Origin of the sequence: Amycolatopsis ponsaeliensis, from assembly GCF_030182635.1 — a bacterium.
Lineage (GTDB): Bacteria > Actinomycetota > Actinomycetes > Mycobacteriales > Pseudonocardiaceae > Amycolatopsis > Amycolatopsis ponsaeliensis.
The window spans coordinates 1-26,941 of sequence record NZ_JAPZLD010000016.1 but is presented as its reverse complement, the minus strand read 5'-3'; the positions used below and the strand labels follow the sequence as shown (position 1 = coordinate 26,941).

General features: G+C 71.1%; 25 protein-coding genes. 7 read left to right on the top strand and 18 right to left on the bottom strand.

Annotated features, from left to right (window positions below; genetic code table 11):
- Positions 1-4: 4 nt before the first annotated feature.
- From QQ657_RS23720 to QQ657_RS23695, 6 genes are read right to left on the bottom strand one after another with little or no spacing between them, the layout of a single operon-like run.
- On the bottom strand, positions 5-1,246 hold the full coding sequence (locus QQ657_RS23720) for an acyl-CoA reductase (RefSeq protein WP_284744425.1): 1,242 nt from the start codon (positions 1,244-1,246) through the stop codon (positions 5-7).
- Positions 1,243-2,295 carry a LuxE/PaaK family acyltransferase gene (locus QQ657_RS23715; RefSeq protein ID WP_284744424.1) on the bottom strand — a complete coding sequence of 351 codons (1,053 nt, stop codon included), beginning with the start codon at positions 2,293-2,295 and terminating at the stop codon, positions 1,243-1,245. Before QQ657_RS23715 ends, QQ657_RS23720 begins: the two co-directional genes overlap by 4 nt.
- Positions 2,292-3,686: an AMP-binding protein gene (locus QQ657_RS23710; protein ID WP_284744423.1), complete on the bottom strand. Its 1,395-nt coding sequence runs from the start codon at positions 3,684-3,686 to the stop codon at positions 2,292-2,294. The genes QQ657_RS23715 and QQ657_RS23710 overlap by 4 nt, the downstream gene beginning before the upstream one ends.
- Positions 3,683-4,414, bottom strand: a complete 732-nt coding sequence (locus QQ657_RS23705; protein ID WP_284744422.1) for an SDR family NAD(P)-dependent oxidoreductase — start codon at positions 4,412-4,414, stop codon at positions 3,683-3,685. Before QQ657_RS23705 ends, QQ657_RS23710 begins: the two co-directional genes overlap by 4 nt.
- Positions 4,407-4,652 (bottom strand): acyl carrier protein, encoded by a 246-nt coding sequence (locus QQ657_RS23700; RefSeq protein ID WP_284744421.1) that lies wholly within the window; start codon positions 4,650-4,652, stop codon positions 4,407-4,409. Before QQ657_RS23700 ends, QQ657_RS23705 begins: the two co-directional genes overlap by 8 nt.
- A 10-nt stretch (positions 4,653-4,662) precedes the next feature.
- On the bottom strand, positions 4,663-5,382 hold the full coding sequence (locus QQ657_RS23695; protein ID WP_284744420.1) for an acyl-ACP--UDP-N-acetylglucosamine O-acyltransferase family protein: 720 nt from the start codon (positions 5,380-5,382) through the stop codon (positions 4,663-4,665).
- 149 nt (positions 5,383-5,531) lie between these two features.
- On the opposite strand from QQ657_RS23695, the gene QQ657_RS23690 reads away from it, so the two are divergent.
- Together QQ657_RS23690 and QQ657_RS23685 are read left to right on the top strand one after the other, a co-directional pair.
- The gene (locus QQ657_RS23690) at positions 5,532-6,638 is read left to right on the top strand and encodes a DegT/DnrJ/EryC1/StrS family aminotransferase (RefSeq protein ID WP_284744419.1); all 1,107 of its coding nucleotides are present in this window, start codon (positions 5,532-5,534) and stop codon (positions 6,636-6,638) included.
- Positions 6,635-7,591, top strand: coding sequence for a Gfo/Idh/MocA family protein (locus QQ657_RS23685; RefSeq protein WP_284744418.1), 957 nt, complete (start codon positions 6,635-6,637; stop codon positions 7,589-7,591). Before QQ657_RS23690 ends, QQ657_RS23685 begins: the two co-directional genes overlap by 4 nt.
- Here the strand turns inward: QQ657_RS23685 and QQ657_RS23680 are convergent.
- The 3 genes from QQ657_RS23680 to QQ657_RS23670 are packed head-to-tail and all read right to left on the bottom strand — an operon-like array spanning position 7,588 to position 10,254.
- Positions 7,588-8,973: a M20/M25/M40 family metallo-hydrolase gene (locus QQ657_RS23680; RefSeq protein ID WP_284744417.1), complete on the bottom strand. Its 1,386-nt coding sequence runs from the start codon at positions 8,971-8,973 to the stop codon at positions 7,588-7,590. The two genes, QQ657_RS23685 and QQ657_RS23680, sit on opposite strands and share 4 nt — an antisense overlap.
- Positions 8,974-9,028: 55 nt before the next feature.
- Complete coding sequence (locus QQ657_RS23675) at positions 9,029-9,745, bottom strand: hypothetical protein (protein WP_284744416.1); 717 nt, start codon at positions 9,743-9,745, stop codon at positions 9,029-9,031.
- Positions 9,742-10,254, bottom strand: coding sequence for a SigE family RNA polymerase sigma factor (locus QQ657_RS23670; RefSeq protein WP_284744415.1), 513 nt, complete (start codon positions 10,252-10,254; stop codon positions 9,742-9,744). The genes QQ657_RS23675 and QQ657_RS23670 overlap by 4 nt, the downstream gene beginning before the upstream one ends.
- Positions 10,255-10,373: 119 nt before the next feature.
- On the opposite strand from QQ657_RS23670, the gene QQ657_RS23665 reads away from it, so the two are divergent.
- Positions 10,374-10,898, top strand: coding sequence for a hypothetical protein (locus QQ657_RS23665; RefSeq protein WP_284744414.1), 525 nt, complete (start codon positions 10,374-10,376; stop codon positions 10,896-10,898).
- 254 nt (positions 10,899-11,152) lie between these two features.
- Here the strand turns inward: QQ657_RS23665 and QQ657_RS23660 are convergent, their stop codons facing one another.
- From QQ657_RS23660 to QQ657_RS23640, 5 genes are read right to left on the bottom strand one after another with little or no spacing between them, the layout of a single operon-like run.
- Positions 11,153-11,761, bottom strand: coding sequence for a Uma2 family endonuclease (locus QQ657_RS23660; RefSeq protein WP_284744413.1), 609 nt, complete (start codon positions 11,759-11,761; stop codon positions 11,153-11,155).
- Between the two features lie 25 nt (positions 11,762-11,786).
- Positions 11,787-12,416 (bottom strand): acyltransferase, encoded by a 630-nt coding sequence (locus tag QQ657_RS23655; protein ID WP_284744412.1) that lies wholly within the window; start codon positions 12,414-12,416, stop codon positions 11,787-11,789.
- A complete protein-coding gene (locus tag QQ657_RS23650) occupies positions 12,403-13,599 on the bottom strand; it encodes a glycosyltransferase family 4 protein (RefSeq protein ID WP_284744411.1) in 1,197 nt (398 codons plus the stop codon). Before QQ657_RS23650 ends, QQ657_RS23655 begins: the two co-directional genes overlap by 14 nt.
- A 32-nt stretch (positions 13,600-13,631) precedes the next feature.
- Positions 13,632-14,561 carry an NAD-dependent epimerase/dehydratase family protein gene (locus QQ657_RS23645; protein WP_284744410.1) on the bottom strand — a complete coding sequence of 310 codons (930 nt, stop codon included), beginning with the start codon at positions 14,559-14,561 and terminating at the stop codon, positions 13,632-13,634.
- Positions 14,562-14,585: 24 nt separating this feature from the next.
- Complete coding sequence (locus QQ657_RS23640) at positions 14,586-15,719, bottom strand: DegT/DnrJ/EryC1/StrS family aminotransferase (RefSeq protein ID WP_284744409.1); 1,134 nt, start codon at positions 15,717-15,719, stop codon at positions 14,586-14,588.
- 127 nt (positions 15,720-15,846) lie between these two features.
- Here QQ657_RS23640 and QQ657_RS23635 point away from each other — a divergent pair, with 127 nt between their 5' ends.
- A complete protein-coding gene (locus QQ657_RS23635; protein WP_284744408.1) occupies positions 15,847-18,948 on the top strand; it encodes an AfsR/SARP family transcriptional regulator in 3,102 nt (1,033 codons plus the stop codon).
- Between the two features lie 53 nt (positions 18,949-19,001).
- A complete protein-coding gene (lhgO, locus tag QQ657_RS23630; RefSeq protein ID WP_284744407.1) occupies positions 19,002-20,189 on the top strand; it encodes an L-2-hydroxyglutarate oxidase in 1,188 nt (395 codons plus the stop codon).
- Here lhgO and QQ657_RS23625 read toward each other — a convergent pair.
- Complete coding sequence (locus QQ657_RS23625; protein WP_284744406.1) at positions 20,186-21,190, bottom strand: DUF3558 family protein; 1,005 nt, start codon at positions 21,188-21,190, stop codon at positions 20,186-20,188. The genes lhgO and QQ657_RS23625 overlap by 4 nt on opposite strands.
- Positions 21,191-21,261: 71 nt before the next feature.
- A complete protein-coding gene (serS, locus tag QQ657_RS23620; protein ID WP_284744405.1) occupies positions 21,262-22,524 on the bottom strand; it encodes a serine--tRNA ligase in 1,263 nt (420 codons plus the stop codon).
- A gap of 119 nt (positions 22,525-22,643) precedes the next feature.
- On the opposite strand from serS, the gene QQ657_RS23615 reads away from it, so the two are divergent.
- The gene (locus tag QQ657_RS23615) at positions 22,644-23,936 is read left to right on the top strand and encodes an aspartate aminotransferase family protein (protein WP_284744404.1); all 1,293 of its coding nucleotides are present in this window, start codon (positions 22,644-22,646) and stop codon (positions 23,934-23,936) included.
- On the opposite strand, the gene QQ657_RS23610 is transcribed toward QQ657_RS23615, so the two are convergent.
- Positions 23,933-24,859 carry an SDR family NAD(P)-dependent oxidoreductase gene (locus QQ657_RS23610; RefSeq protein WP_284744403.1) on the bottom strand — a complete coding sequence of 309 codons (927 nt, stop codon included), beginning with the start codon at positions 24,857-24,859 and terminating at the stop codon, positions 23,933-23,935. The two genes, QQ657_RS23615 and QQ657_RS23610, sit on opposite strands and share 4 nt — an antisense overlap.
- A 102-nt stretch (positions 24,860-24,961) precedes the next feature.
- Here QQ657_RS23610 and QQ657_RS23605 point away from each other — a divergent pair, with 102 nt between their 5' ends.
- Positions 24,962-25,807 carry a helix-turn-helix transcriptional regulator gene (locus QQ657_RS23605; RefSeq protein WP_491047356.1) on the top strand — a complete coding sequence of 282 codons (846 nt, stop codon included), beginning with the start codon at positions 24,962-24,964 and terminating at the stop codon, positions 25,805-25,807.
- A 3-nt stretch (positions 25,808-25,810) separates the two neighbouring features.
- Here the strand turns inward: QQ657_RS23605 and QQ657_RS23600 are convergent, their stop codons facing one another.
- Positions 25,811-26,716: a haloalkane dehalogenase gene (locus QQ657_RS23600; protein ID WP_434056770.1), complete on the bottom strand. Its 906-nt coding sequence runs from the start codon at positions 26,714-26,716 to the stop codon at positions 25,811-25,813.
- Between the last annotated feature and the right edge of the window lie 225 nt (positions 26,717-26,941).

The following is a 26,941-nucleotide window of genomic DNA, read 5'->3' as shown; positions in this document are numbered from 1 at the left end:
AGCCTCATTGCACCGTGACCAGGCGGCTGAATTCGGCCAGCAGATCGTAACCGTCCCACACCGCGGAGAACGTCAGGGCCGAGCCGAACGGCACGATCCGGTCGACGCCGCGGCCCGCGAGCTCGTGGGCGAACGCCGTCAGCTCCTCGGCCGTGAAGCCGAACTGGCTGACCGTCTGGTCCTTGCGCAGGACGATCGGCACCAGATCGGACAAAGTGGACACCTGAGCGTTCGCGAACGTGCCGGCGCCGAGCCACTCGCGCGGCAGCACCGCCGGGTCCGCGAGCTCCAGAGTGGCCAGCCCGTTGCCGTCGAACGCGATCTCCTTGACCAGCCCGTCGACCGCCGCGCCGTACGCCGAGACGCGCTTCTGGACCGCCATCGCCGGCTCGGTGACGTGCTGTTTCGTCTCCAGCACCGCGGCCAGCAGCGCGCGGAACTCCTGGCCCGCGGCCTGGGCACCGGCGGCGCCGCCGACCCAGAACACCGCACGCGGCGACGAGCAGGCGGCCTGGTCGAACCAGTACGAGTCGTTGTAGAAGCCCTCGGCGGCCGTGCGGCGCTCCGCCTCGGACGCCCGCTGCCAGCCCGCCACCGAAGCGACGGCGAACGACGAGCGGTCCGGGAACGTCAGGTCACGCGCGTGCGGCGCGAGCGGGTACTTCCGCAGGGCCGCGACCGAGCCGTCGCCGCCCCAGATGACGCGCAGGTCGGCGGCCAGCGACAGGGCGCCGCTCACCTCGTCGCTGCGGTCGTACGTCACCATGCGCTGGGTCGCCGTGACGGCCTCCGCGACCGAGGAGTCCACTTCGGACAGAGCCGCGTTCAGTGCCTCCAGCACCGCCTCGGCGGCACCGGCCGAGCGCGACGACACCCGCACGACGTTGTGGTTGCCCGCCAGCGCCGACAGCGCCCACGAGTAGACGAAGATCGTGTCGACGTTCGCCGGCGGCACGTGGAACACCAGCCCGCGCGGGAACCGCAACGACCCCGAAGACGTGTCCAGAGTGGACAACGCCTTGGCGATCTCACCCTTGCGCAGGAAGAACCCGAGCGACGCCAGTTCCGGGAACCGGCGCGCGGTGGCCGGGGCCAGCAGCTTGCGCGCGAACTTGGTGATGAATTCGACGATCCGCGGGTCACCGACGCGCAACCGGCCGCCCGACGGCTCGGCACGCAGCTCGGAGACCAGGTCGCTGACGGAAACCGCGTCCGACGAAGGGAAACGCTGGGTCAGAGTGGTCATGCCGCCGCTCCCGAGAACGTGTCCGAGCAGCCGCGGGCCTCGGCCTTGGGCAGCCGGCCGAGCACGGAGAAGTGCTTGCCCGGCCAGTCGCCGTCGTCGATCCCGTTGTAGACGCCGAGGTCTTCGGTGAGCAGGACGTGGCCCGGGTACGACCGCGGCAGCGTCGAGACGACCTCGATCACACCCGGCTCCCCGACCGGCTGCTCTTCCCACGTCTCCGGGTTCCGGATCACGACGTCGGCGAAGTCCGGGCAGTACAGCGAGTTCCCGGACGGGCCTTCGAGGAACACCGTGCCGATCTGCTCGATCATCCCGTAGTAGTTGTGGATCCGGGTGAGCCCGGTGTCTTCCTTGAAGCGCCGCCGGAACTCGGTGTTGTCCACCGCGCGGTCGATCAGCTTCTTCCAGCCACCACTGTGGATGAGGATGCCGTTCGAGAGGTCGAGACCGTTGTCCCGCGCCACTTCGTACAGGTACTGCCACACCATGAACGTGAAGCCGAAGATGAGGAAGGGCTTGTCGCCGTACTCGGCCAGGAACTTCTTGACCGCCTCGACGTCCGGCTGGTCGTTCTCGTCGAGCACGTACGTGTGCTTGCGGCCGAAGTTCGCCATGCCCAGCACGCCCGCGCCGCGCGCGGAGAACGACCGGCGGTTCTTGATGATGCCGATCGTGTCGACCATCAGCATCGGCAGCCGCTCGCCGCCGAGGACCTCCTGCAGCGTCGCGCCCAGCTGCTTGGTCTGCGCGCCCGCGGCTTCCTTGTCCAGGTAGATCCGCGACGCGCCGGCGCCGGTGGTGCCGGACGACGTGAGGGTCTTGAAGACCTCGCCGTCCGGGATCGACTTGAGGTCGTGCGTCTTGAACATCCGCACGGGCAGCCAGGGCAGGTCAGCGATCGTGCCGAAGGTCGAGTCCGGCGCGATTCCCAGCGACGACAGGATCCGCTCGTAGCCTTCGGAGTTCGCCCGGTGGTGGGCCGTCAACGCGGCGAGCTCGGGCAGCAGCAAGGCCTCCCGGTCGGCCTGCGACCGAGTGAACACACTCATACCTTCGCCTCCAGTGACCGGTAGTCGATCTTGCCGCTGGCCAGCAGCGGCACGGTGTCGATCGGGCGGACGTCGAACCCGCTGGCGTGCAGGTGCAGCCGCTCGGACAGCGCCCTCGACGCGTCCTTGCAGATCGCCTTGTCGACGCCCTCCGCGAACAGCACGACCTTGTCGCCGGCCGGCACCGCCGCCACGACGTCGATCCCGACCGCCGCCGCGCGGGCCGCCTGCTCGAGGTCGTCGAGGCTGACGCGGTTGCCGAACACCTTGCCGATGCGCTTGAGCCGCCCGGTGATGAACAGGTACCCCTCTTGGTCGAGGTACCCGAGGTCACCGGTGGCGAGCACGCCGGCGTATTCGTCGCCCTTGGCCAGGCCGGACTCGTCGTCCGCGTAACCCAGCATCACATTGGGCCCACGGTAGACGACCTCACCGACAATTTTGGGGTGCGTGGTCTCCGACCCGTCGTCGCGGCGGACGGCGAACTTGCCGCCCGGCAGCGCCGGCCCGGCGGAACCGAGCTTTTCGGCCAGCCTTTCGGCGGGCACGGTCGTCATCCGCGGCGCGGCCTCGGTCTGGCCGTACATGACGTACATCCGGCCGCCGACGGCCAGCATCTTGTCGTTGAACTCGGCGATCAGGTCGTCGCGCAGCTTCCCGCCGGCCTGCGTCAGCGTGCGCAGCGTCGGGTACTTCGCGGGGTCGAACTTGAGCCGCCGCAGCATTTCGTAGTGGTACGGGACGCCCGAAAGGGACGTGACGCCGTACGTGTTCACCGCGTCCCAGAAGCCACGGCCGAGCACGCCGGACGGCTCGATCACGATCGTCGCGTCGCGCACCAGGTGCGAGTTCAGCACCGAAAGGCCGTAGCTGTAGTGCAGCGGCAGGCAGGTCGGCGCGACCTCGTCGGAGTCGATGTGCAGGACCTGCGCGATGGCGTCGGCGTTCGAGAGGATCGCCTGCCGCGAGAGCCGGACGAGCTTGGGGTTGCCGGTGGACCCGCTGGTCGGGAGCAGCACGGCCAGGTCGGGATGCGGCTGCACGCCCTCGGCCGACGTCCGGACCCAGTCGGCGCCGCGGGTGACGTACCCCGCGGGCGCGTCCCCCGAAGCCGACAGCACCGCCGCCGGCCGGAAGCGTTCGACGAGCCCGGCGAGCACGTCCGCGTCCAGCGCCGGGTCGATCAGCGCGATCGCCCGGCCGGATTCGAACGCGCCCAGGTAGGTCAGCACGCTCGGCAGGTCGACCGACATCCGCGCGAACACGACGCCGACCGGCAGCCCGGCCAGGGCTTCCATCGAGCGGCCGACCTCGGCCGACAGTTCCGCGCCCGCCAGCGTGCGGCCCCCGGCCACATCCACCAGCCGGGCTCCCGCACCCAACAGCGTCACAACACCAAGCCTCCGTCGACGCCCAGCACCTGTCCGGTGATGAAGGACGCTTCATCACTCACCAGGAACCGGATCGCGTTCGCCACGTCTTCCGCCCGGCCGAGGCGCCCGAGCGGCGTCTTGCCGGTGTTCTCCGCCTTCGCGTCCTCGCTCAAGCCCGCGGTCAGGTCCGTCTCGATCACGCCCGGCGCGACCGCGTTGACCCGGATGCCCGAGCGGCCGAGCTCCTTCGCCGCCGACCGCGCGATGTTCGCCACGGCCGCCTTCGACGCCGCGTACACCGTCTGGCCGGCGCTTCCGTACTCGCCGACGATGGAGGCGAGCACGACGATCGAGCCGGTCTTCTTCCGCATCATCGCCCGGGCCGCGGCCTGGACGGTGTGCAGCGTGCCGGCGACGTTCGTGCTCAGCGTCGTGTCGACGAGCTCTTCGCGGATCATCCCGAGGAGCGCGTCCTCCATGATCCCGGCGTTGGCCACGACGATGTCGAGCTTGCCGTGCTCCTTCGCGACACCCCTGACCAGCGAAGACACGGCCTTCGCGTCAGTGACGTCCAGCGCGAGCCCGGCCGCGGCGCCCGCGGCCGAAGCCGCTTCCTTGGCGCGGGCCTCGTCGCGGCCGGTGAGCACCACCGTCGCGCCCGCTTCGGCGAGCGCGCGCACGGTGGCCAGGCCGATCCCCCGCGTCCCGCCGGTGACGAGCGCGACGCGACCGGACAGATCAGTCATTCTTCGCCTGCAGCTCGGTCACCATGTCCACGGCGACCTTGAAGCTCGACATGTCGATCACCTGGTCGGTGTCGAACTCGACGTCGAACTCGTCCTCGATGGCCGCGACCAGCGCCATGTGGCCGACCGAGTCCCACGCCTCGAGGTCGCGGTACTTCAGGTTCTCGACGTCCACGTCGCCGTCGAGGTCCAGCGCCTCGACGAAGACCTCGCGCAGCTTGGGGGCGACTTCCGACATCAGACAGCTCCTAGTGCTCTTCGCGCGGGCGGGCGTCCCACGCCTTTACCAAGGTAGAGAGGTCGCCGGGCAGGGTGGCGTCCGGGAGACCTTCCTTGCCCTTCAGCCACGGCCCGAGCGCCTCGATCGTCGCCTCGTCCACGCCGCGGCGGGACAGGCCCACGACGTTGACGCCGGTGACGCGGGCCGGGTTGCCGACGGCGATGGTGAACGCGCCGATCTCGCGCCGCACCGCCGAGCCCATCCCGATCATCGCGCCGGGGCCGACCACGACCTTCTGGTGCAGGATCGCGCCCATGCCGAGGTTGGCGCCGTCCCAGATGTGGCAGTGCCCACCTGTGACGGCGTTGGAGGCGATGGTCACGCCGTCGCCGACCAGGCAGTCGTGCGCGATGTGGGAGTTGCGGAGGAAGTAGCCGTCGCTGCCGATCGTCGTTGTCCGCCAGGTCCCTTGGTGGACACTCACGTACTCGCGGATGCGGTTGCGGCTGCCGATGACGACCCCGTGGCCGTCGTGATCCGGGTCACCGGACGGAGCTTCATCCCAGGCCGCCGGGTGGGGGCGGCCGCGGTCCTCGCCGGGCGTGCCGATCGTCACGTGGGGGCCGATCCAGTTGCCGTCGCCGATCCGGGCCGGGCCGACGATCACCGCGAACGGCCCGATCACGTTGTCGTCCCCGAGTTCGACGCCTTCGCCGAGGACGGCGGTCGGGTGGATGCGGTTGGCCACGGGCGGGTATCCGTTCGTCGGCGGCTGGGTACTGGGCGTGCTACCGCGCCCGGTAACGTGAGGCCCGCGTTCATGCAGGGCGGCCGGGCGCAGAACCGGCGGCTCACTGTACCGGACGCGCCGAAATCGCCTGCCGAGAGAGACTGCCCATGATCCCCATCACTGTGGTCGACGTCCGCGACGCGGAGGACCTCGTCGTCGAGGTGCTGCGCTCCGGCGCCATCGCACAGGGACCGATGGTCAAGCGCTTCGAAGACGCCTTCGCGGCCGTCTCCGGGACGAAGCACGCGATCGCGGTCAACAACGGGACGACCGCGCTCGTCGCGTCGCTCCAGGTCCTCGACCTGAAGCCCGGTGACGAGGTGATCACCTCGCCGTTCACCTTCGTCGCGACGCTGAACGCCATCCTCGAAGCCGGCGCGACCGTCCGGTTCGCCGACATCCGGCGCGACGACTTCGCGATCGACCCCGACGCCGTGGCCAAGGTCGTGACCGACCGCACCAAGGTGCTCATGCCGGTGCACCTCTACGGCCAGACCGCGGACATGGGCAAGCTCGCCCCGCTCGCGGCCGAGCACGGGCTGAAGGTGATCGAGGACTCCGCGCAGGCCGTCGGCGCGTCGTTCGAGGGCAAGCAGGCCGGCTCGTTCGGCATCGGCTGCTTCTCGCTGTACGCGACGAAGAACATCACCACCGCCGAGGGCGGCGTCATCACGACGGACGACGACGCGCTGGCCGACAAGCTGCGCGTGCTCCGCAACCAGGGCATGCGCGCCCGCTACCAGTACGAGGTCGCCGGGCACAACTACCGGATGACCGACCTGCACGCGGCGGTCGGCATCCCGCAGCTGGCCAAGCTCGACCAGCTGACCGCGGCCCGCCAGGCGAACGCGAAGCGGCTGTCGGAGGGTCTCGCGGGCACGCCGGGCCTCGACATCCCGCAGGTGCTGCCGGGCCGCGAACACGTGTGGCACCAGTACACCGTGCTGGTCGGGCCGCACGCGTTCCTCTCGCGTGACGAGCTGGCCGCGGCGCTCACCGAGCGCGGCATCGGCAATGGCATCTACTACCCCAAGATCGTCTTCGACTACGAGTGCTACGCGGATCACGACCTGATCCCGGGCGCGCGCGTCGAGGACTTCCCGGTGGCGCAAGCGGTCGCCAACCAGGCGCTTTCGCTGCCGGTGCACCCGCACCTGACCGAGTCCGACCTGGACACCATCATCGAAACCGTTCGCGAGGTACTGGGCGCATGACGCATCGGATCGCTCTTGTCGGGACCGGGAACATGGGTTCCCTCCACGCTCGTGTCCTCGCCGGCAACGACCGCGTGGACCTGGTCCGCGTGATCGATCCGCGTGAGGAAGCGGGCAAGGCCGTCGCCGAGCGGTACGAGACGAAGTGGACGCCCGAGCTCGGCTCACTGTCCGATGTGGACGCTGTCGTGCTGGCTTCGGCCACCGAGGTGCACTACGACCTCGCGCAGGAGATCCTCGGCCAGGGCAAGCCGATGCTGGTCGAAAAGCCGGTGTGCAACAGCTACGAGAAGTCGCAAGAGATCGTCGCGCTGTCGAAGAAGCAGGGCGTCGCGCTGATGTGCGGGCTGCTCGAGCGCTACAACCCGGCGGTCATGACCGCGCGGGCGCTGGTGCAGGAGCCGATCCACCTGATGGCCCGCCGGCACGGCCCGTACGCGCCCCGGATCAAGACCGGCGTCGCGTGGGACCTGCTGGTGCACGACGTCGACCTGGCGATCCAGTTCTTCGGCGGCGCGACGCCGTCGCGCGTGACCTCCGGCGCGGGGTACTTCCACCCGTCGTCGGTCGAGGGGGCCGAGGACACCATCGAGACGGTGCTTTCGTTCGACACCGGCCTGGCGACGGTTTCGGCGTCCCGGCTGGGGCAGCGGAAGGTCCGATCGCTGGTGGTGTCCGAAATCGACCGCTCGATCGAGATCGACCTGCTGCGCCGCGACGTCACGATCTACCGGCACGTCTCGCACGACTCCGTCACCCCGGACGGCCTCGGCTACCGGCAGCAGACGGTGATAGAGATCCCGGAGCTGATCACGGCGCGCGAGCCGCTGGCCTCCCAGCTGGACCGGTTCTGCGACCTACTGGAGGGCAAGGTCGACGCCGACACCGAGCGCGAGCTGATCCTGCCGTCGCACCACGTCGTCGAGCAGGTCCTCACGCAGGCCGCGGCCTAGCTGACGGGAACCGGGAACGCGGCCGGGCTCCGGCGCCCGCCGGGGCCCACCGCACGGACGGCGAAGAAGACGTTGTCCTTCGACAGGTCGATCTTCGCCGTCAACGCCGGGCCGACGTCGATCGCGTGGGTCCAGTCGGGTGCTGTCGTCTCGCGCCAGAGGACCTCGTAGCTCGTCGCGCCCGGGGTCGCGTCCCACAGCAGTTCCGAGTCGTTCGTCAGCGCTGCCGTGCGGATCTTCACACCCTTGGGCGTTCCAGGCGCCGTCGCGAGCGACCACAGCGCGGCGCCGTTCACCCGCGCGACCCTGGCGATGAACGGGAAGTCGCAGAACTCCGGCAGGTCGCCGTACTGGACGCCGTTCTCCACGCGGACGTCCCGGTGCTGGTGCGCGAAGTCCTCGGCCGGCTCGGTGAACCGCGCCGCCGGGTAGCCCTGCTCCAGGAAACCGATGTGGTCGCCGCCGCGCAGGTACCGGTCGCGGCGGTAGATCACCCGGACGTTCATGCCCGTGGAGTCGTTCTCCGCCACGGACTTCACGAACCGGGCCAGCTGCCGCGGCGGTGAGTCGTTCTCGCCGCCGATGCTGCGCCGCAGGTTCGCTTCGGCCGGTGTCTCCGCGGTCGGGACGCCCTCGGCGAACAGGCGGACCGTCGTCGGGTCCCGCGTGCCGTCGTCCGCGCGGCTGGAGCCGACGATGTCGTCGGTGAACATCGCCTGGACGTCCGCGCCGGCCGCCTTGAACTGCTGCGCCATGTGCCGCGCTCCGTAGAGGCCCTGCTCCTCGCCCGCGACGGCGGCGAACACGATCGTCGCGACCGGCTGCCGGGTCGAGAGGACCCGCGCCAGCTCCAACGCGACCGCGACGCCCGAAGCGTCGTCGTCCGCTCCCGGCGCGTCGCCGGTGAAGTCCATGACGTCGGTGCGGCGCGAGTCGTAGTGCCCCGAAACGACGTACACGCGGCCGGGCTCGGTGGACCCGTGCAGCGTCGCGACGACGTTCGTGATCTTCGTTGCCACCGGGATCCGGTCGGCCGGCGGCTGGACGTACGACTGCAGCTCGACGGTCAACCGGCCTTCGGAAGCGGCCGCGACCTGCTGGAACTGCGCGTACAGCCAGTCGCGTGCGGCGCCGATGCCGCGCGCCGGATCGTCCTGTACCGACAGCGTGTGCCGAGTGCCGAACGCGGCCAGCCGACGCACGGTCGCCTCGATCCGCCGCTCGTCGACCTGCCGGAGCAGCGCCCGCAGGTCCGGGCCGGGACGCTGCGGGCGGACCGGAGCACCAGGCGCACCGGGTTGGGCGGCGCTTGCCGGGACCCCGGCCGCGGAGACGGCCCCCAGCACGGCTGAAGCGGTCAGGAACGCTCGTCGCGAGGTCACGGTTGCCGTCTTACGCCCGCGCGGGGCCGTCGTGTACCGCCGACCGGCCGCCCGGCTACTTGGTGAGCCGCTTGCCGTTCGGGTCGTAGGCGATCAGCGGGGTCAGCGACGCCGAGTCCGGCACGGCGACGGGGTCGAACCAGAAGAAGACCACGTTCGGGTCCTCGGTCCACTTGGTCAGGGTGGCCTCGACGGTCTTGCCGTGCACCGTCGTGGTGATCCGCGCCGCCGGGCCGGCGAAGTAGCCGAAGACCGGGATGAGCTGGTCGCTGATGAGCTCGCCGCCGTCGGTGGCGTGGAAGCCGAACGACCGGTCCGAGCCGCGGACCTCGTTCGTGGCCAGCGCGGCCTGCAGCGAGGTGCCGGAGCGGAATCCGGCGACCAGGCCGAAGTGGATGTCCGGCAGGATCTGCGGCTCGTCGATGGCCCGCGCGAAGAAGACGATCTCGCCGGCCTGCGTCCGGATCCCCGTCCCGACGACGTCGCCGATCGGCGGCCGTTCCGGCGGGGAGCTGGTCGACGCGGGAGCGGACGACGCCGAGGGGGCCGGCGGCTGCGCGACCGGCGCGGGCGGGGGCTGGCGCACCTGGACGGCGAACACGACCACCAGCACGACGGCGGCCGCGGCGGCAATGCCCGCAGTGGTCGTCAACACGCGGCGGCGACGCCGGATGCGCGTGCCCCCGGCCATGATCTCGGCCAGGTCCGGCTCGGCGAAGGGCTCGTCGGGCGGCTGCCGGAGGGCGGCGCGGAAGTCGTCGAGGTCGTTCATCGCCCGTTCCCTCCGATCAGCGTGTCCTCACCGGTGCCGGCCTCGACGCGCAGCTTGGCCAGCGCGCGCGAGTTCGTGCTCTTCACGGTACCCAGCGAAACGCCGAGCTCACGGGCCACGTCGGCTTCGGGCAGGTCGAAGAAGTGGCGGAGCACGACGACGGCGCGTTCGCGGTCGGTCAGCGTCCGCAGCACGGCGGTGAGCCACGCGCGCTGGGTGACGGCCTTGTCGACGTCGAAGCGGTCCTGCTGGTCGGGCATCGCCTCGGTGGCGTACTCGCGGATCGGGCGCCGCCAGCCGTCGATGACGTGGTTCATCAGGACGGTGCGGGCGTAGCCGTAGGCGTCCTTGTGCCGGACCCGCGACCAGGCCGCGTAGGTGCGGGTGAAGGCGGTCTGCGCGGCGTCCTCCGCCTGGTGGCGGTCACCGGTGAGCAGGTAGGCGGCGTGGGTGAGCCGGGCCGAGGAGGCGCGCACGAAGTCCGCGAACTCCTCGTCGCCGCGCGCCATGCCTCACCCCGTTCCGTCCCTCCCAGCGACGGCCGGGCCGCGGAAAGGTTGCTCTCAACCTTTTCGAGCGTACGCCCGTCGTTCTTCCCGACGATCTTGTCTCCGAGGGAGGAATTCGCATGAGGAAACGCCTCGTCATCGCCGGAACCGTCGTCGCCGCGTGCGGCGCGCTGGCCGTGTCCGGCGTGCTGACCAGCGCGAACGCGGCACCGGCCGCACCCACGGCCCCGGTCGCCCTCGCCGCCGCGCCGGTTTCCCCGCCGCCGACCCGCGACGCCGAGCCCGAGCACGAGGTGCTGGGCGAGGTGATCCCGTCGGGCCTCGGCGACCTGGTCTTCTACGGCGTCAAGCTGCGGGAGCCGCGGCTCCCGCAGACGACGTTCGGCATCATGGCCGGGACGCGCGCCGGCGAGGACCTCGTCATCACGAACGAGACGTCGGGGTCCGACAAGGCGCCGGGCTTCCACGCGGTGAGCGGCGGGCTGAACGCCAACGGCCACGACGTGCCGACGTTCGGCTACTACGTCGGCCCGGCGGCGAAGATCACGAGCTCGGCGGGCGTCGCGCACCAGGCGCGGTGGAGCGCGGACCCGAACGTGGTCGTGTTCTGGTTCGACCTGGGGCCCCCGACCCGGCGCGCCTGAAGGCCTACGACGCGGCCGGCAACAAGCTGCCCGGGGGCAACACGGACGTCGGCCACGGCTGAAACGTTGCGTAACCGCAATCCTGCGCTCGGTTACGGGGCACTAAATTGTGTTGCGTGCGCTTCTCGGGGGCCAGCTTCGCCGCCGCTTGCCTGCTGACCTGCGTCACAGCGTGTTGGGGCGGCTCCACGACGGCGGCGCCGGCGACCACGTCGGCGTCGCCGTCATCCACTTCGTGAGCCGGCGGACCGGCGCTAAGGACGCTGGGCGCGCCGGGTGGTGAGCGCATCCAGGTCGATGGTCAGCACGTCGCCGTCGAAGTCGAGTTCGGCGACGCCGGACTGCTCGCCGAGACTCTCGTAGTCCTCGTCGACCAAACGGTAAGCGATCACGCTGGCCGGACGAGCGAGATCGACGATCCAGTAGTACTCGATCCCGGCCTCGGCGTACTCGGAGAATTTCGTGACCTGGTCGGTCCGCCTGGTGCCCTCGGACAACACCTCGACGACCAGCCGCGCATCGGCGGCGTTCAGCCGCGCCGGGTTGGTCTCCACCACGGCGGTCGGGCCCACGATCACATCGGGCACGCGGACGGTCAGCGGCGCCTCCGCGACGACCATCTCGACCTCGCTCAGCGCGCAGTACTCCTCCGGGAGCTGCTCGTTGATCAAGTAGCCCAGTCTCGTAACAGCCCACTGGTGGAATGGCATCGGACGCGGCGCCACGACGAGAACCCCTTCGACCGCTTCGACCTGGTACTCCGGGGTTTCCGGCAGGTCGATCCAGTCTTCAAGGGACAAGAGGTGGTGAGGCCACTCCATGACACTCATCGCCTTCTCCTCGCCGCAGTAACTGGACGTCATCTTCGCACGTCAGGCTGCCACAAAGCTACTGCTCCGAGTAGTCGCCCGATGGGGCTCCCCAGCCCGAAGTGTTCTGCCCGTGTGACTCCGCGAGCTCGCGGCGCCGCGCGTTCTCCGCCCGGACCCGGTCCACTTCGGACTGGATGTACTCCTCGTCGTACCGCTGGAACACCCGCGCCGGGTTGCCCGCCACCAGTGTCCGCGGCGGGACGTCCTTCGCCACCACCGAGTTCGGCTGCACCGTCGCGAAGTCGCCGATCGTCACGCCCGCCATGATCACCACCAGGCCGCCGATGAAGCAGCCCTTGCCGATCTTGACCGGCTTGCGCTCGATCAGGTCGCTGCCCGAATGGTTCTGCAGCGTCATGTTCGCGAGCCAGCTCGAGTGCGTGAAGATCAGCGTGTTCAGGCCGATGCTGGTGTGCTCGCCGATCTCCAGGCCGCCGCTCGCGTCGAGGGCCGCGCCCTCGCCGACCCAGCAGTGGTCGCCCATCTTGAGGTTCTCGGGGCTGATGATCTTCACGCGCTCGCGTACCCGGCACGTCGAGGGCAGGCCGTAGAACTGCGCCCGCTCGGCGTCGTTCATGTACTGCGAGACGAGCTCGGTCAGGATCTGCGGGCGCAGCCGGTGGCTGCGCTCGTCATCGAAGAACATCCGCTTCCGACACCAGTTTCTCGAACGTACGAAGGTGTTCCTCGGCGACGACGTCGAGGCCGAAGTTCGACCGCACCATCTCGCTCTCGCGCTGGGCGATCAGCGCGCGGCGCTCCGGGTCGTCGAGCAGCTCGATCACCGTGCGCGCCACGGCTTCCGCGTCGTCCGGGCGGACCAGCAGCACGTTCTCGCCGTTGCGCAGCTCGATGCCGGGGTAGTTGTCCTCGGTGACCGACGCGATCGTCGCCGTGCCGGACAGCATCGCCTCCAGCGACGCCGTTCCGCAGCCGCCGTTGAGGTCGTGCGTCACGATGTCCGCCGCCGCGAAGTACGCCGGGACGTCGGCCTTCGGCACCGCGCCCGTGACGACCAGTGCGTCCGAAACGCCCAGTTCCGCGGCCCGCTTGAGGAACGCGTCGTGGTAGACGCGGCCGACGACGACCACCCGCACGCCCGGGTGCTTGTCCAAAATGGACGGCAGTGCCTCGATCAGCGGCAGCCGGTTGCGCAGCGGGATGACGTGCCCGAGCGAGACGATCAGCGGGGCGTCCCCGATCTCGTGCTCCGCGCGGACGTCCTTCGTCACCGGCTTCGCGAAGTGTCCCGTGTCGACCGCGATCGGGAAGTACTCCGAGTTCGCGTCGCTGGTGCCGTAGCGCTCGACGCAGTAGTCGACGCCCAGCTTGTCCAGGATGACGTACTTCGGCCGGATGTAGCGCAGGATCGGCTTCACCAGCACCGAGTCGAGCATCCGGAACACGCCGCCGTACAGCTTGTTGTCGCTGATCAGCAGGGTGTGGATGGTCAGGAGCACCGGGATGTTCCGCCGCCGCGCGTAGATCCCGGCCAGCCACGACAGGTCGAAGAACTGGCCGTGCAGGTGGATCGCGTCCGGCTTGAACTCGTTCAGCAGCTTCCACAGCCGCCGCCAGTTGCCCGGCCGCAGCGACGCGAAGCTCATGTCGAAGTCGATCGACAGGCCGACCTGCGGCATCTTCACCGCCGGGAGGCGCACGACGCGGTAGCCGTCGCGCTCCTCCTCGGCCGGGGCGTCGGCGTAGGCGGCCGTGATCGCCAGGACCTCGTGCCCGGACTCGACGAACTGCGCCGCGAGCGACGCCGACATGTGCGCGCTCCCGCCCACCCGGGGCGGGAAGAAGTTGTTGACCACCGCGATGCGCATCGCACGTCCTCGGGCAGGGCCCGCGGTGGTACTCACTCTGAGTCCTCGACCAGCTGTCGCATGCCTTCTTCGACAGTGATCCGCGGCTCCCAGCCGAGCACCTCGCGGGCGCGGGTGATGTCGGCGGCGCGGCGCGAGACCAGCACGTCACGCTCGTTGAACAGCGGCTCGACGTCGACGCCGACGGCCTCGATCAGGATCTTGGCCAGCGCGGCGATCGACGTGTCGATGCCGGTGCCGATGTTGATCGGCAGGTTCGCCTGCTCGGACTCCAGCGCGGCGACGACGGCCCGCGCGAGGTCGCTGACGTGCACGAAGTCCATCGACTGGTCGCCGCGGCCGTCGATGATCGGCGGCTGGCCGGCGCGCAGGCGCTGGATGAAGTGGTTGATCACCGACGTGTAGTAGGCCTCGATCTTCTGGCCGGGGCCGTACACGTTGAAGAACCGCAGCGCGTTCCAGGACAGGCCCTTCTGGCGCTCGTAGAACCCGAGCATGTCCTCGCCCGCGCGCTTCGAGATGCAGTACGGCGTGAGCGGCTTGAGCTCGTCGTCCTCGTGCATCGGCAGGCGCTTCGGCTCGCCGTAGACCGACGCCGTCGACGCGAACACCAAGCGCTCGACGCCCTCGTCGGCGGCCGCGGCGAACACGTTGTGGTTGCCGGTCATGTTGATGTCGAACGACTCGTGCGGGTCGGCGATCGACTTGTTGATCGAGACCGTGGCGAAGTGGATGACGTGCGTGCAGCCGCGCATGGCCTCACGCACCGCACCGCCGTAGCGGACGTCCTTCTCGACCAGCTCGACCTTGCCGGTGGCGACGAACTCGTTGACGCGGGCGCGGTCGCCGCGGGTCATGTTGTCGAAGATCCGCACCGTGTAGCCGCCCTCGATGAGCAGCGGGATGACGTGCGCGGCGATGAACCCACCCGCCCCGGTGAAGAGCACCTTCTTGTCGGACACCAAATTCTCCTCGGTAGGGCGGCTTCAGGACAGGGACTGCACGGCTTCGCGCACGACCTCGCCGACGCGCGTCACTTCGGCGTCGGTGAGGTTCGCGTGCATGGGGATCGCGAGCTGGCGCGCGAACGCGTCGGCGGAGACGGGCAGCGGGGTCTGGGGCCCGTAGATCGGCTGGAGGTGGGAGGCGTAGGTGCCGAAGTTGCACTGGACGCCCTGCTCACGGATCCGCAGGGCGAGGGTGTCGCGGCTGACCTCGGGCGCGACCGTGAGCAGGTAGGCCTGCCACGGGTGCTCGCGATCGGACAGTTCCACCGGGACGGTCAGCGCGGCGACGTCGTCGAAGGCCTCGTGGTAGCGCTTCGCGACCGAACGGCGGGCGGCGAGGAGGTCCGGCAGCCGGTCGAGCTGGACGTTCATGATCGCGGCCTGGACGTCCGACATGCGGAAGTTGTAGCCGAGCTCGTGGAACTCCGGGATCGGCAGCGTGTTCGAGCCTTCGCGGCTGATCGCCGGCTCGATGCCGTAGGTGTGCAGCTTGCGGGCGTGCGCGATGAGGTCTTCGCGGTCGGAGACGAGCGCGCCGCCCTCGCCCGCGGTGATGCCCTTGCGACCGTGGAAGGAGAACGCGGCGAGGTCGGCGAGGCTGCCGGCCGGGCGCGTCTTGTACGTCGCGCCCGCGGCGCAGGCGGCGTCCTCGAAGAGCCAGAGACCGTGCTTGTCGGCGATCGCGCGGTACTCGTCGAAGTCGCCCGGTTGGCCGGCGACGTCGACGACGAGGATGCCGACGGTCTTCGGGGTGATCAGGGACTCGACGTGGGCCGGGTCCGCGCTGAAGACGTCCGGGCGGATGTCGGCGAACACCGGAGTCGCGCCGGCCTGCACGACGGCGTGGCCGGTGGCGGGGAACGTGTAGTCGCCGACGATGACCTCGTCGCCGGGCCGGACGCCCAGTACCTTGAGGCCGAGGAAGAGCGCGGAGCCGCAGTTCGCGGTCGTCAACGCGTGCGCGGTGCCGGTGACCTGCGCGAACCGCTCCTCGAAGCGGCGGCACGCCGGTCCGGCTCCGGCCAGCCAGCCGGATCGGAAGACCTCGGCTACGGCGGCGAGCTCTTCTTCGCCCACGGTCGGCTGACCTAGGGCAATGCTGTCGGTCGACATACCTCTCCCATTGCGTGGGGACCCGGCGAAGTGTATATACGCTCGCTCAGGTGATTCACAGCCCCACGCCGAAGACCACTTTCGAGTGAAAACTTTCCCTGGTCGGCGGACGTTCTAGGCTGGGTCCATGCGATTCGGGGTCCTGGGGGCGGTCGCCGCGTGGCGCCCGGACGGCACGCAGCTGCCGGTCGGCGGCCCGCGGTCGCGGACGCTGCTGGCGCTGCTCGCCTTGGAGGCCGGGCGGTTCGTCCCCGCCGAGCGGCTGATCGACGGCATGTACGGCGAATTCCCGCCGGACGGCGCGGCGAACGCCCTCCAGTCGCAGGTCTCCCGGCTGCGGACGGCCTTGAAGGAGCTGGCCCCGGTCGAGTTCACCGCCGCCGGGTACCGCCTGGTCGTCGAACCGGACGAAGTGGACGTTCACGCCTTCGAACGCCTGGCGCGCGAAGGCCGGGCGCTGCTGAAGGACGGCGAGCACGCACGCGCGGCGTCCACATTGGGCGAAGCGATGGCGTTGTGGCGCGGAGCCGCGTTCACCGACCTGGCCGACGCCCCGTTCGCCGCCGCCCAGGCCGCCCGGCTCGAGGAGCTGCGGGCCGACGCGGCGGACGACCACGTCGAGGCCCGGCTGGCCCTGGGCCGGGCCGAAGACGTCCTCGCCGAGCTGCGCGAGACCGTCGCCGCGCAGCCGTTGCGGGAACGGCCACACGCGCAGCTGGTCCGCGCGCTCGCCGCCGCGGGCCGGCCGGCCGACGCGCTCGCCGCGTTCGAAGACGCCCGCCGCACGCTGGCCGACGAGCTGGGCGCCGACCCTGGTCCAGACCTCGCCGAAGCCCACCTCGCCGTGCTGCGCGGCGAAACCGAGAGGCCGGCGATCCCCGCGCTGCCCGCGCAGCTGACCAGCTTCGTCGGCCGGGCCGGCGAGCTGCGGCAGGTGGCCGGGCTGCTGGAGCGCAGCCGGCTCGTGACGCTGACCGGGCCCGGCGGTACCGGCAAGACGCGGCTGGCCGTAGAAATCGCTGCCACGGAAACCGGGCCGGTCGCGTTCGTCGAACTCGCTCCGCACAGCGGCGACGGCGTCGCGGGCGCGGTGCTGGGCGCGCTCGGCCTGCGCGAGAGCACGCGCGGCGGCCCGCAGGACCCGGCCGACCGGCTGATCTCGGCGCTGCGCGACCGGGCGGCGCTGCTCGTGCTCGACAACTGCGAGCACGTCGTCGACGTCGCGGCCCGGCTGGCCGCGCGGCTGCTCGGCGCGTGCCCGGGGCTGCGGGTGCTGGCCACCAGCCGCGAGCCGCTCGGCATCACCGGCGAGCAGCTGGCGCCGGTGCCGCGGCTGGCCGTCCCGCCGCCGGGGACGCCCGCCGCGGAGGCACTGGCGTACCCGGCGATCAGGCTGTTCGCCGACCGCGCGGCCGCGAGCGACCCCGCGTTCACCGTCGGCGAGGCGACGATCGGCGACGTCCAGCACGTCTGCGCGGCCCTCGACGGCCTGCCGCTGGCGCTGGAGCTGGCCGCGGCGCGCGTCCGGAGCCTGGCCGTCGGGGAGATCGCGGCCCGGCTCGACGACCGGTTCCGGCTGCTCGCCCGAGGCAGCCGGACGGCCGAAGAGCGGCACCGTTCGCTGCGCGGGGTCGTCGAGTGGAGCTGGGACCTGCTCGGCGACGACGAGCGCGAGCTCGCCCGGCGGCTCACCGTGTTCCCCGGCGGCGCGACGCTCGCGGCGGCGGCCGAGGTCTGCGGCGCCGACTCCGACCTGCTCCTCGAACTGGCCGACAAGTCGCTGGTGGAAGCCCTCGGCGGGCGGTTCCGGATGCTGGAGACGATCCGCGCGTTCGGCGCCGGGAAGCTCGCCGACGCGGGCGAGACCGAGCTGTTCCACCGTGCGCACGCCGAGTACTTCCTGCGGTTCGCCGAGGAAGCCGACCCGATGCTGCGGACCGCGGCGCAGCTCGAGTGGCTGGACCGCATCGACGCCGAGTACGACAACCTCCTGGCCGCCCTGCGCTGGGCGACCGAGCACGACGTCGTGCTCGCGCTGCGGCTGGTGCCGCTGCTGGCGATGTACTGGTGGATGCGCGGACGGCGGTTCGAAGGTGCCGGCTTGTCGCTCGCGGTCGTCGGACGCTGCGAGCCGGAAGTGCGCGAGGAGTACGTCGAGGAGTTCCTGGTGTGCGTGCTCGGCGCGCTGTCCGGGCAGCCGGACGAGTCCTTGGAGCAGTACCTGCCGATGGTCCACCGGTACGCGACGAGTGTGGACTGGGCGCCCCGGCACCCGATGCTGGTGATGCTGCTGGGCGTGGTCGCCGGTCCGCCGGACGACGACGAGCAGCTGCTCGGCCGCGGCGAAGCTCTGCTGGCCAACGGCGACCCGTGGAGCTGGGCCCTGCTGCCGACGGGGATGGGCCTGCGCTCGATGATGAGCGGCGACCTGGCCGGCGCCGAAGAAGGACTGCGCGAGGGCGCGGCGCAGTTCCGCGAGCTGGGTGAGCGGTGGGGCCTGTCGATGGCGCTCGACCACCTGTCGCAGCTGCTCACGTGGCGCGGCGACTACGGCACCGCGCTGCCGATGATGGACGAGGCGCTGGGCCTGATGCACGAGATCGGCGCGCGGGACGACGTCGCGGACCTGATCTGCCGCCGCGGGTGGACCCGGCTGCTGTCGGGCGACCGCGCCGGCGCTCGCGCGGACTACGAACTGGCCGCGGCGACGGCCCGCCGCTCCGGAATGCCGGAATCCCGCTCCGCGGCTTACATCGGCCTGGCGACGCTGGCGCGGCTGGCCGGCGACCTGCCCGCTTCCCGGGAGCTCTGCGAGCGCGCGCTGACCGAGAGCCCGGCCGGCTCGTTTTCGGCGGAATCGGTCCGCGCGGCGGCGATGATCGCCCTCGGCTGGCTCTCGGTGGTGGAAGGCCGGACCGCGGAAGCGGCCCAGTTGCATCGCGAAGCGCTGCTCACGGGACGGCGACGGCACGCCGGCGACGTCGTGGCGTTCGCGTTGGAGGGCCTGGCCGGGGTTGCCGCGGCCGAGTCGCGCCCGGAGCAGGCGGCAGTGCTCCTGGGCACGGCGGCGTCCGTGCGCGGGACGGCCATCAGCGGCGACCCGGACGTCTCGTCGGTGCGGGCGCGGGTCGTCGAGTCGCTGGGGGCGGACGGTTTCGAGCGGGCTTACGGCACGGGCTTGGGGATGAGCACCCAGAAGGCGCTGACCACGGCCGGGCTGGTGGACTGAGCGGCCGTGGTCACTGGTCACGTCCCTTCCCCGCTCGCGTAGCCTGGTCGATCGTGCGCAACGTGGTGGTCGTCGGGGGTGGGATCGTCGGTCTGGCCGTGGCCTGGGAGCTGACCAGGCGCGGGCTGGACGTCACGGTGCTGGAAAAGGAGCCGCAGTGGGCGGCGCACCAGACCGGGCACAACTCGAACGTCGTCCACGCCGGGCTCTACTACAAGCCCGGATCCTTCAAGGCGCGCATGTCCGTCGCCGGGAACCGGTCCATCGTGGACTTCGCTCGGCAGTACGGCGTGCCCGTCGAGGTCTGCGGCAAGCTCGTCGTCGCGACCGACGAGAAGGAGATCCCGGCGCTGAACACGCTCGCCGAGCGGGCCGAGGCCAACGGCGTCCCGGCGAAGAAGATCTCCCCCGCCGAAGCGCGCGAGTACGAGCCCGAGGTCGCCTGCGTCGCCGCGCTGCGGGTCGAGTCCACCGGGATCATCGACTTCCCCGGTGTCTGCCAGGCGCTCGTCCGGCTGCTCGACGAGGCCGGCGTCGACCTCCGGCTGAACAGCCCCGCGCTGGCCATCCGCGCCGGGAGCACCGGCGGGGTCGAGGTCGCGACCGGGGAAGACGTCATCGTCGCGGACGGGCTGGTGAACTGCGCCGGCCTGCACTCCGACCGCGTCGCGCGGCTGGCCGGGCTGACGCCGTCGGCGAAGATCGTGCCGTTCCGGGGTGAGTACTACGAGCTCAAGCCCGAACGCCGCGGCCTGGTCAAGGGCCTGATCTACCCGGTGCCCGACCCGACGCTGCCGTTCCTCGGCGTGCACCTCACGCGGATGCTCGACGGCAGCGTGCACGCGGGCCCGAACGCCGTGCTCGCGCTGCGCCGCGAGGGCTACCGCTGGGCCGACTTCTCCGCGAAGGACGTCGCCGAGGTCGCGGCCTTCCCCGGCGTCTGGCGGCTCGCGAAGAAGTACGCGTTCCCGACCGGGCTCGAGGAGGTCCGGCGCTCGTTCTCGAAGAAGCGCTTCGCCGCGAGCCTCGCCCGGCTCGTCCCGGCCGTCACCGAGGACGACATCGTCCGCCACGGCTCCGGTGTGCGCGCGCAGGCCATGCGCCGCGACGGCTCGCTCGTCGACGACTTCCTCATCGAGACCGCGCGCGACCAGGTGCACGTCCTGAACGCGCCGTCGCCGGCCGCGACGAGCGCGCTGGAGATCGCGCGCCACATCGCCGACCAGGTATCAGAGGGCTAGCTCGGCAGGTTCGCCGTCACCAGCGGCAGGCCCTGCTTGAGGACGTCGCAGGTCTTGGTGTCGTCGCCGATGAACCCGCTGACCACCTGCACCGACGACGTGTCGGTGATCGGCAGGGTCGCGCCGCAGGTCGCGCGCAGGCCGCCCATGTTCGGGAAGAGGCCCCACTTCTTCCCGCCGACGTCGACGGTCTCGGCCGGGCTAACGCCGCTCGCGCCCGGCCAGTCCCCGACCGGCGTGCTGGGGCCGAACCAGACCTCGAACGCCTTCTGGCCCTCGTCGCCGTCGGTGTCGTCCCAGAGGCAGTAGGTCGCGTTGGGCACCGACGACGAGGTGTCCTTCTCCCCGGTCGGCGAGATGTTCTTCAGCTGCGCCACCTGGTCCGGCTTCAGCATGGCGCACGGGTCGGCCGACAGCAGCGGCCCGCCCGGCTCCGTCTTGGCCGGCGTCGTCGGGGTGATCGACGGCGCGTCCTGGCCGCCGGGCAGGTGCGCCGCGACCTGCGGGACCGCCGCCTTCGCCAGCTCGCACGACTTTTCGATCGGCGGTTCCGACACACTGACGTACGCGAAGGACTTGTCGCCGAGGAGCGCGTACAGCACGCAGTCGTCGGAGAGGATCGACGGGTACTGCCGCCAGCTGAAGCCGGCGATCTGCTGCGGGTCGCCCTTCGGGACGGCGCCGGCGATGTACTCGTTGAAGTCGATGTCCGTCGTGTAGCCGACGTTGAGGATCGCCGACGGCTTGATGTCGTCCTTTGTGTTCCAGAGGCACATCGCCGTCTGGTTCCGGTCCTTGTTCTCCGGCACCGAACGGCCCTTGGCGTCGTAGCCGAGGGCGTCGAGCTGGCCCTCGTCGAGGAGAGAACAGGCGTCGATCGCCTTGACGATCGGGCCCTGGCCCGGCACCGGCGACGCCGAGCCGCCGACGGCCACCGTGCAGCCGGACACCACCACGGTCAGGGCCGCCACGGCCGCGACGACCTGCCACTTCATGCGCATGCGAAGAGTCCTCTCCCGTTCGGCCCGGACCTTACTGGGCCGAACGGGTGCGCACCTGGCATAACGCCGAATCAGCGGGGGGTGAGGACTTCCTTGCCGCCGACGAACGGGCGCAGCGCCTCCGGCACGCGGACCGAGCCGTCCTCCTGCTGGTGGTTCTCGACGATCGCGACGATCCACCGGGTGGTGGCCAGGGTGCCGTTGAGCGTCGCGGCGATCAGCGGCTTGCCGTTCTCGCCGCGGTAGCGCACCGACAGCCGGCGGGCCTGGAACGTCGTGCAGTTGGACGTCGAGGTCAGCTCGCGGTAGGTGTCCTGCGTCGGGATCCACGCTTCGCAGTCGAACTTGCGGTGCGCGGACGTGCCGAGGTCGCCGGTCGCGGTGTCGATGACCCGGTAGGGCACCTCGATCTTCGCGAGCATCTGCTCTTCCCAGTCCAGCAGCCGGGCGTGCTCCGCCTCGGCGTCCTCCGGCTTGGTGTAGACGAACATCTCGACCTTGTCGAACTGGTGCACGCGGATGATGCCGCGGGTGTCCTTGCCGTACGAGCCGGCCTCGCGGCGGTAGCAGGACGACCAGCCCGCGTAGCGCTTCGCGTCGTCGTTCAGGTCGAGGATCTCGTCGGCGTGGAAGCCGGCGAGCGGCACCTCCGACGTGCCGACGAGGTACAGGTCGTCGTCCTCGAGGTGGTAGATCTCGCTCGAGTGCTGGCCGAGGAAGCCGGTGCCGGCCATGATTTCCGGGCGGACCAGCGACGGCGTGATCATCGGCGTGAAGCCGTTCTCGAGCGCCTGCGCGATGGCCATGTTGAGCAGGCCGAGCTGCAGCTGAGCGCCGACGCCGGTGAGGAAGTAGAACCGCGAGCCCGAGACCTTCGCGCCGCGTTCCATGTCGACGCCGCCGAGCGCTTCGAGCAGCTCGAGGTGGTCCTTCGGGGCGAAGCCGAGCTTCGTCGGCTCGCCGACGTGCTTGAGCACGGTGAAGTCGTCTTCGCCGCCGACCGGCGCGTCCGGGTGGACGAGGTTCGCCACGGTGCGGAAGAGCTGGTCGAACTCCTCCGACGACGTGTTCTGCTCCGCCTCGGCGGCCTTGACCTGCGCGGAGAGCTCCTTGGCCGTCGCGAGCAGCTGCTGCTTCTCCTCCGGCGGCGCCTTCGGGATCTGCTTGCCCAGGATCTTCTGCTCGTTGCGCAGCTTGTCCGCGGCCGCGATCGAAGAGCGGCGCCGGGAGTCGAGGGAGAGCAGCTTGTCGACCACTCCTTCGTCCTCGCCTCGGGCGCGCTGCGACGCGCGCACGGCTTCCGGGTCATCGCGCAGAGTCCTGGGGTCAATCACGAAGACAGAGGGTAGTCCGTACAGACTGTGCGTCCCTACTGGGTTATCCCGACAGTCTGATCGTTGAAGCGCTGTTCACGGCCTCCTCATACTCGCTTGAGACCACGAGGAGGCGTTCGATGACCGACGAGCTGCTCGCCCGGCACCGCGCTGTGATGCCGTCCTGGATGTCCCTGCTCTACGAAGAGCCGATCGAGATCGTGCACGCGCACGACCGGCGGATGACCGATTCGCTGGGCCGCACCTACCTCGACTTCTTCGCCGGCGTGCTGACCAACTCGATGGGCTACGACGTCGCCGAGATCGGCGACGCGGTCCGCAAGCAGCTCGACACCGGCATCCTGCACACCTCGACGCTGTACCTGATCCGGTCGCAGGTCGAGCTGGCCGAGCGGATCGCGAAGCTGTCGAACATCCCGGACGCGAAGGTCTTCTTCACCAACTCCGGCAGCGAGGCCAACGACACGGCGCTGATGCTCGCGACGCAGTTCCGGCGCAGCAACCAGGTGCTGGCGATGCGCAACTCCTACCACGGCCGGTCCTTCGGGACGGTCGCGATCACCGGCAACCGCGGCTGGTCGGCGTCGGCGCTGAGCCCGGTCAAGGTCAACTACGTCCACGGCGGCTACCGCTACCGCAGCCCGTTCCGGGACATGTCCGACGCCGACTACATCAAGGCCTGCGTCGCGGACCTGGTGGACGTGCTGGACACGGCGACGGCGGGCGACGTCGCGTGCCTGATCGCCGAGCCCATCCAGGGCGTCGGCGGCTTCAGCCTGCCGCCGGACGGCCTGTTCCGGGCTATGAAGGAGGTCCTGGACTCCTACGGCGTGCTGTTCATCTCCGACGAGGTCCAGACCGGCTGGGGCCGCACGGGCGAGCACTTCTGGGGCATCGACGCGCACGGCGTGACGCCGGACATGATGACGTTCGCGAAGGGCCTGGGGAACGGGCTCGCGGTCGGTGGCGTGGTCGCTCGCGGGGACGTCCTGGACTGCTTCCAGGCCCAGTCGTTCTCGACGTTCGGCGGCAACCCGGTGTCCATGGCCGGCGCGACGGCGGTGCTCGACTACATCAAGGACCACGACCTCCAGGCCAACTGCGCGGCCCGGGGTGCGCAGCTGCTGTCCGGTCTCCGGGCCGCGTCTTCGCCGCTGGTGGCCGAGGTGCGCGGCAAGGGCCTGATGATCGGCATCGAGCTGATCAAGCCGGGCACGACGGAACCTCATGTGGCGGCCGCGGCCCGGATGCTGGAGGAGACGAAGAAGCGCGGGCTCCTGATCGGCAAGGGCGGTTTGCACGGAAACGTGCTGAGGCTGGGCCCGCCGATGACGCTCACCGCCGAGGAGGCCCAGGAGGGCTTGGACATCCTCGTGGACTCCCTGGCGGCAACGCACGCGGCGCTCGCCTAACGCGGCGAGCCCGAACGCTCCAGCAGCTCGGCGGTCGCCTCCCACAGGCGCCGCTCCCGGTCACGGTCGTGGGCGACCGGCTCGACCTCGGTCAGCCGGTCCTTCACCACGAACGCGCCGGCACGCAGGTGCGCCCACCGGTCGTCGAGGGCCAGCGCGGCCAGCAGCGGCCCCGAGCGCTGGGGCGTCGAGACGCCGGGAAGCCGGCCCAGCGCGCGGCTCATCGCCTGGAACGCCGCGGGGGCGCCGCGGCCCAGCGCGGTGCCGGGCATCCAGCCCGGCTCGAACACGGACACGTCGACGTCCGTGTGCCGCTGCAGTTCGTGGGCGTAGTACAGGATCGCCAGCTTGGCGTTGGAGTAGGCGATGCCTGACGTCTCCATGCTCGGCTCGCCGGTGGCCGGGCGGGCCAGCTCGACGGGGTCGGCCCACTCGGCCGCGGGCACGTGGAGCAGCTTGCGCCAGAAGTTGGCGTGGTAGGTGTTCGAGCCGATCAGCACGACCCGCGCCGGGGCGGTGAACGAGCCGAGCAGGTCGCCGACGAGCTGGGCGTGGGCCAGGTAGTTGACGGCGAAGGTCAGCTCGTGGCCATCGGCCGAGGCCTGCCGGGTGTCGGCCGACATGACGCCGGCGTTGGCGACCAGTGCGCGCAGCGGACGGACGGCACCGTCGGCGAGCAGCTCGCGTGCGGTGGCCGCGGCGGCCCGGACGTCGGCCAGGCTCGCCAGGTCGCAGCCGATCTCGCGGACGCGGGCGCCGAGGGCGCGGGCCTCGTCGGCGACGGCGGTCAGGTCGCGCCCGGCCCGGCCGACGAGCAGCAGGTCGGGTCGCTGCCCCTCCGGGCGGCCGGCCATGGCCAGCACGGCGTGGCGGCCCAGGTTGCGGGTCGGGCCGGTGATGAGGACGGTTCCGGGTTCGGTCATGGCTCCAGCCTGCGAGCACACCCGCGCCGCAACCAGGCGTCCGGTTTTCGTAGGACTGCCAGGACCAGGACAAGGGGTGCCGGCTCGTCCAGAATGGACGGCGTGGAGGCGTGGGAGTTCGGCCGGACGGTGCGCCGCTGGCGCGACCGGGTGGCGCCCGAGGCCGTCGGGGTGCCGGTGGGCCGGCGACGGCGCGCGAGCGGGTTGCGCCGCGAAGAACTGGCCACGCTCGCCGGGATCTCGGCCGACTACCTGACCCGGCTCGAGCAGGGACGCGCGACCGCGCCGTCGGCGCAGGTGGTGGAGTCGCTGGCCCGGGCCCTGCGCCTGGCCGACCACGAACGGGACCTGCTCTACCGGCTGGCCGGGCACGCCGCGCCCGGCCCGGACGTCGTGCCGTCGCGGGTCACCCCGAGCGTGCAGCGGCTGCTCGACCGGCTGTCGCACACCCCGGTCGTCGTGTACGACGCCAGCTGGACGCTCGTGCTGGCCAACGCGCCCTACAACGCGCTCATGGGCGACACGAGCACCTGGCGCGGCCTGGACCGCAACGCCGTCTGGCGCAACGTCACCGGCCTGCCCACGCGAGTCGTGCACACCCCGCGGGAACAGGCCGACCACGAGGCCCGGCTCGTGGCGGACCTGCGCCTGACGACTTCGCGCTACCCGGCCGACCGCGCGCTGCGGCGGCTGATCGCCGAGCTGGCCGCCGGCAGCCCGCGGTTCGCCGAGCTGTGGGACGCCGAAGCCCCGCCGCCCCTGGCCGACCCGTCCCGGCGCAAGACCGTCGACCACCCGGCGGTCGGGCCGATCACCCTCGACTGCGACACGCTGCTCGTCGCCCTCGATGACCTGCGCATCAGCGTCTACACCGCCGAGCCCGGCACCGAGGACGCCGACCGCCTGGAGCTCGCCGCCGTCCTCGGCACCCAGTCACTGGGGATCTGAGCGTCAACTGCGGATGAACCGCACGACGTGTTCGGCCAGCTCCTCGCCCTTGTCCTCCTGCAGGAAGTGACCCGCCCCCGCGATCACCGGGTGGTCCAGACCCTGCGCGCCCTTCATCGAGCGCCGCAGGATCGGGGCCATCCCGCCGGTGATCGGGTCGCCGTCGGAGAACGCCACCAGGAACGGGATCTCCAGTTCCGTCAACGTCTTCCACGCCGCGCGGTTCGCCTCCGAAGCCGGGTCGTCCGGCCGGTACGGCACCAGCGACGGCATCGCCCGCGGGCCCGCTTTGTACATCTCGTTGGGGAACGGCGCGTCGTAGGCGACCCGCTCGGCTTCGGACAGCTTCGAGCGGCAGCCCGACTGGACGAACCGTGCGACGTCCAGCACCTGGGCCTTCTCCACGGCCTCCCGGAACGAGTGCCACACGGCAGGCATGTCGATGTCTCCCGTGGGCAGGCCCGTGTTGGCCGCCACGACGCCGGAAAACCGCGAGGGGTTCTCCGCGACCAGCCGCAGGCCGATCAGGCCGCCCCAGTCCTGGCCGACCAGCGTCACGTCGTGCAGATCCAGTGCGTCGAACGCGAAGCCGCGCATCCACTCGACGTGCCGCGCGTAGGTGTGGTCGACCTGGTCGCCGGGCTTGTCGGACCGCCCGAAGCCGACCAGGTCCGGCGCGATCGCGCGCAGCCCGGCCGCGGCCAGCACCGGGAGCATCTTGCGGTAGAGGAACGACCAGCTGGGCTCGCCGTGCAGCAGGAGCACCGGCCGGCCGTCGGCGGGTCCCGCCTCCACGTAGCCGACTCTGATCACGCCGCCGTGCGGGTCGTCGAGCTCGACGTACTGGGGCTCGAAGGGGAAGTCGGGCAGGTCCGTGAACCGGTCGTCCGGTGTCCTCAGCAGGCGCACGAACTCCACGCTAGTGCGAACGGGCGAACGCGGCCACGTCCGTGGGGGGGGGCCCCCCGCCGGCGCCCCCCCGCCCCGGGGCGGGCTCCCCCCCCCCCCAACCACCCCCCCCCCCCGCGTGGCCGGGGGGGGCGCCCCCCCCGGCGGGGGGCGACCCCCGGGATGGCTCCCCTTCTTTGCGGGGGCGCGGGGGGGCGCACCCCCCGGCCTGGGGCGAAGCCCCGG

Excerpts from the sequence above, each read along its gene's own strand:
- QQ657_RS23720 (WP_284744425.1), bottom strand. The coding sequence starts at position 1,246 with ATGACCACTCTGACCCAGCGTTTCCCTTCGTCGGACGCGGTTTCCGTC.
- QQ657_RS23715 (WP_284744424.1), bottom strand. The coding sequence starts at position 2,295 with ATGAGTGTGTTCACTCGGTCGCAGGCCGACCGGGAGGCCTTGCTGCTG.
- QQ657_RS23705 (WP_284744422.1), bottom strand. The coding sequence starts at position 4,414 with ATGACTGATCTGTCCGGTCGCGTCGCGCTCGTCACCGGCGGGACGCGG.
- QQ657_RS23700 (WP_284744421.1), bottom strand. The coding sequence starts at position 4,652 with ATGTCGGAAGTCGCCCCCAAGCTGCGCGAGGTCTTCGTCGAGGCGCTG.
- QQ657_RS23690 (WP_284744419.1), top strand. The coding sequence starts at position 5,532 with ATGATCCCCATCACTGTGGTCGACGTCCGCGACGCGGAGGACCTCGTC.
- QQ657_RS23685 (WP_284744418.1), top strand. The coding sequence starts at position 6,635 with ATGACGCATCGGATCGCTCTTGTCGGGACCGGGAACATGGGTTCCCTC.
- QQ657_RS23675 (WP_284744416.1), bottom strand. The coding sequence starts at position 9,745 with ATGAACGACCTCGACGACTTCCGCGCCGCCCTCCGGCAGCCGCCCGAC.
- QQ657_RS23670 (WP_284744415.1), bottom strand. The coding sequence starts at position 10,254 with ATGGCGCGCGGCGACGAGGAGTTCGCGGACTTCGTGCGCGCCTCCTCG.
- QQ657_RS23665 (WP_284744414.1), top strand. The coding sequence starts at position 10,374 with ATGAGGAAACGCCTCGTCATCGCCGGAACCGTCGTCGCCGCGTGCGGC.
- QQ657_RS23660 (WP_284744413.1), bottom strand. The coding sequence starts at position 11,761 with ATGACGTCCAGTTACTGCGGCGAGGAGAAGGCGATGAGTGTCATGGAG.
- QQ657_RS23655 (WP_284744412.1), bottom strand. The coding sequence starts at position 12,416 with ATGTTCTTCGATGACGAGCGCAGCCACCGGCTGCGCCCGCAGATCCTG.
- QQ657_RS23650 (WP_284744411.1), bottom strand. The coding sequence starts at position 13,599 with ATGCGCATCGCGGTGGTCAACAACTTCTTCCCGCCCCGGGTGGGCGGG.
- QQ657_RS23640 (WP_284744409.1), bottom strand. The coding sequence starts at position 15,719 with ATGTCGACCGACAGCATTGCCCTAGGTCAGCCGACCGTGGGCGAAGAA.
- QQ657_RS23635 (WP_284744408.1), top strand. The coding sequence starts at position 15,847 with ATGCGATTCGGGGTCCTGGGGGCGGTCGCCGCGTGGCGCCCGGACGGC.
- QQ657_RS23625 (WP_284744406.1), bottom strand. The coding sequence starts at position 21,190 with ATGCGCATGAAGTGGCAGGTCGTCGCGGCCGTGGCGGCCCTGACCGTG.
- QQ657_RS23615 (WP_284744404.1), top strand. The coding sequence starts at position 22,644 with ATGACCGACGAGCTGCTCGCCCGGCACCGCGCTGTGATGCCGTCCTGG.
- QQ657_RS23610 (WP_284744403.1), bottom strand. The coding sequence starts at position 24,859 with ATGACCGAACCCGGAACCGTCCTCATCACCGGCCCGACCCGCAACCTG.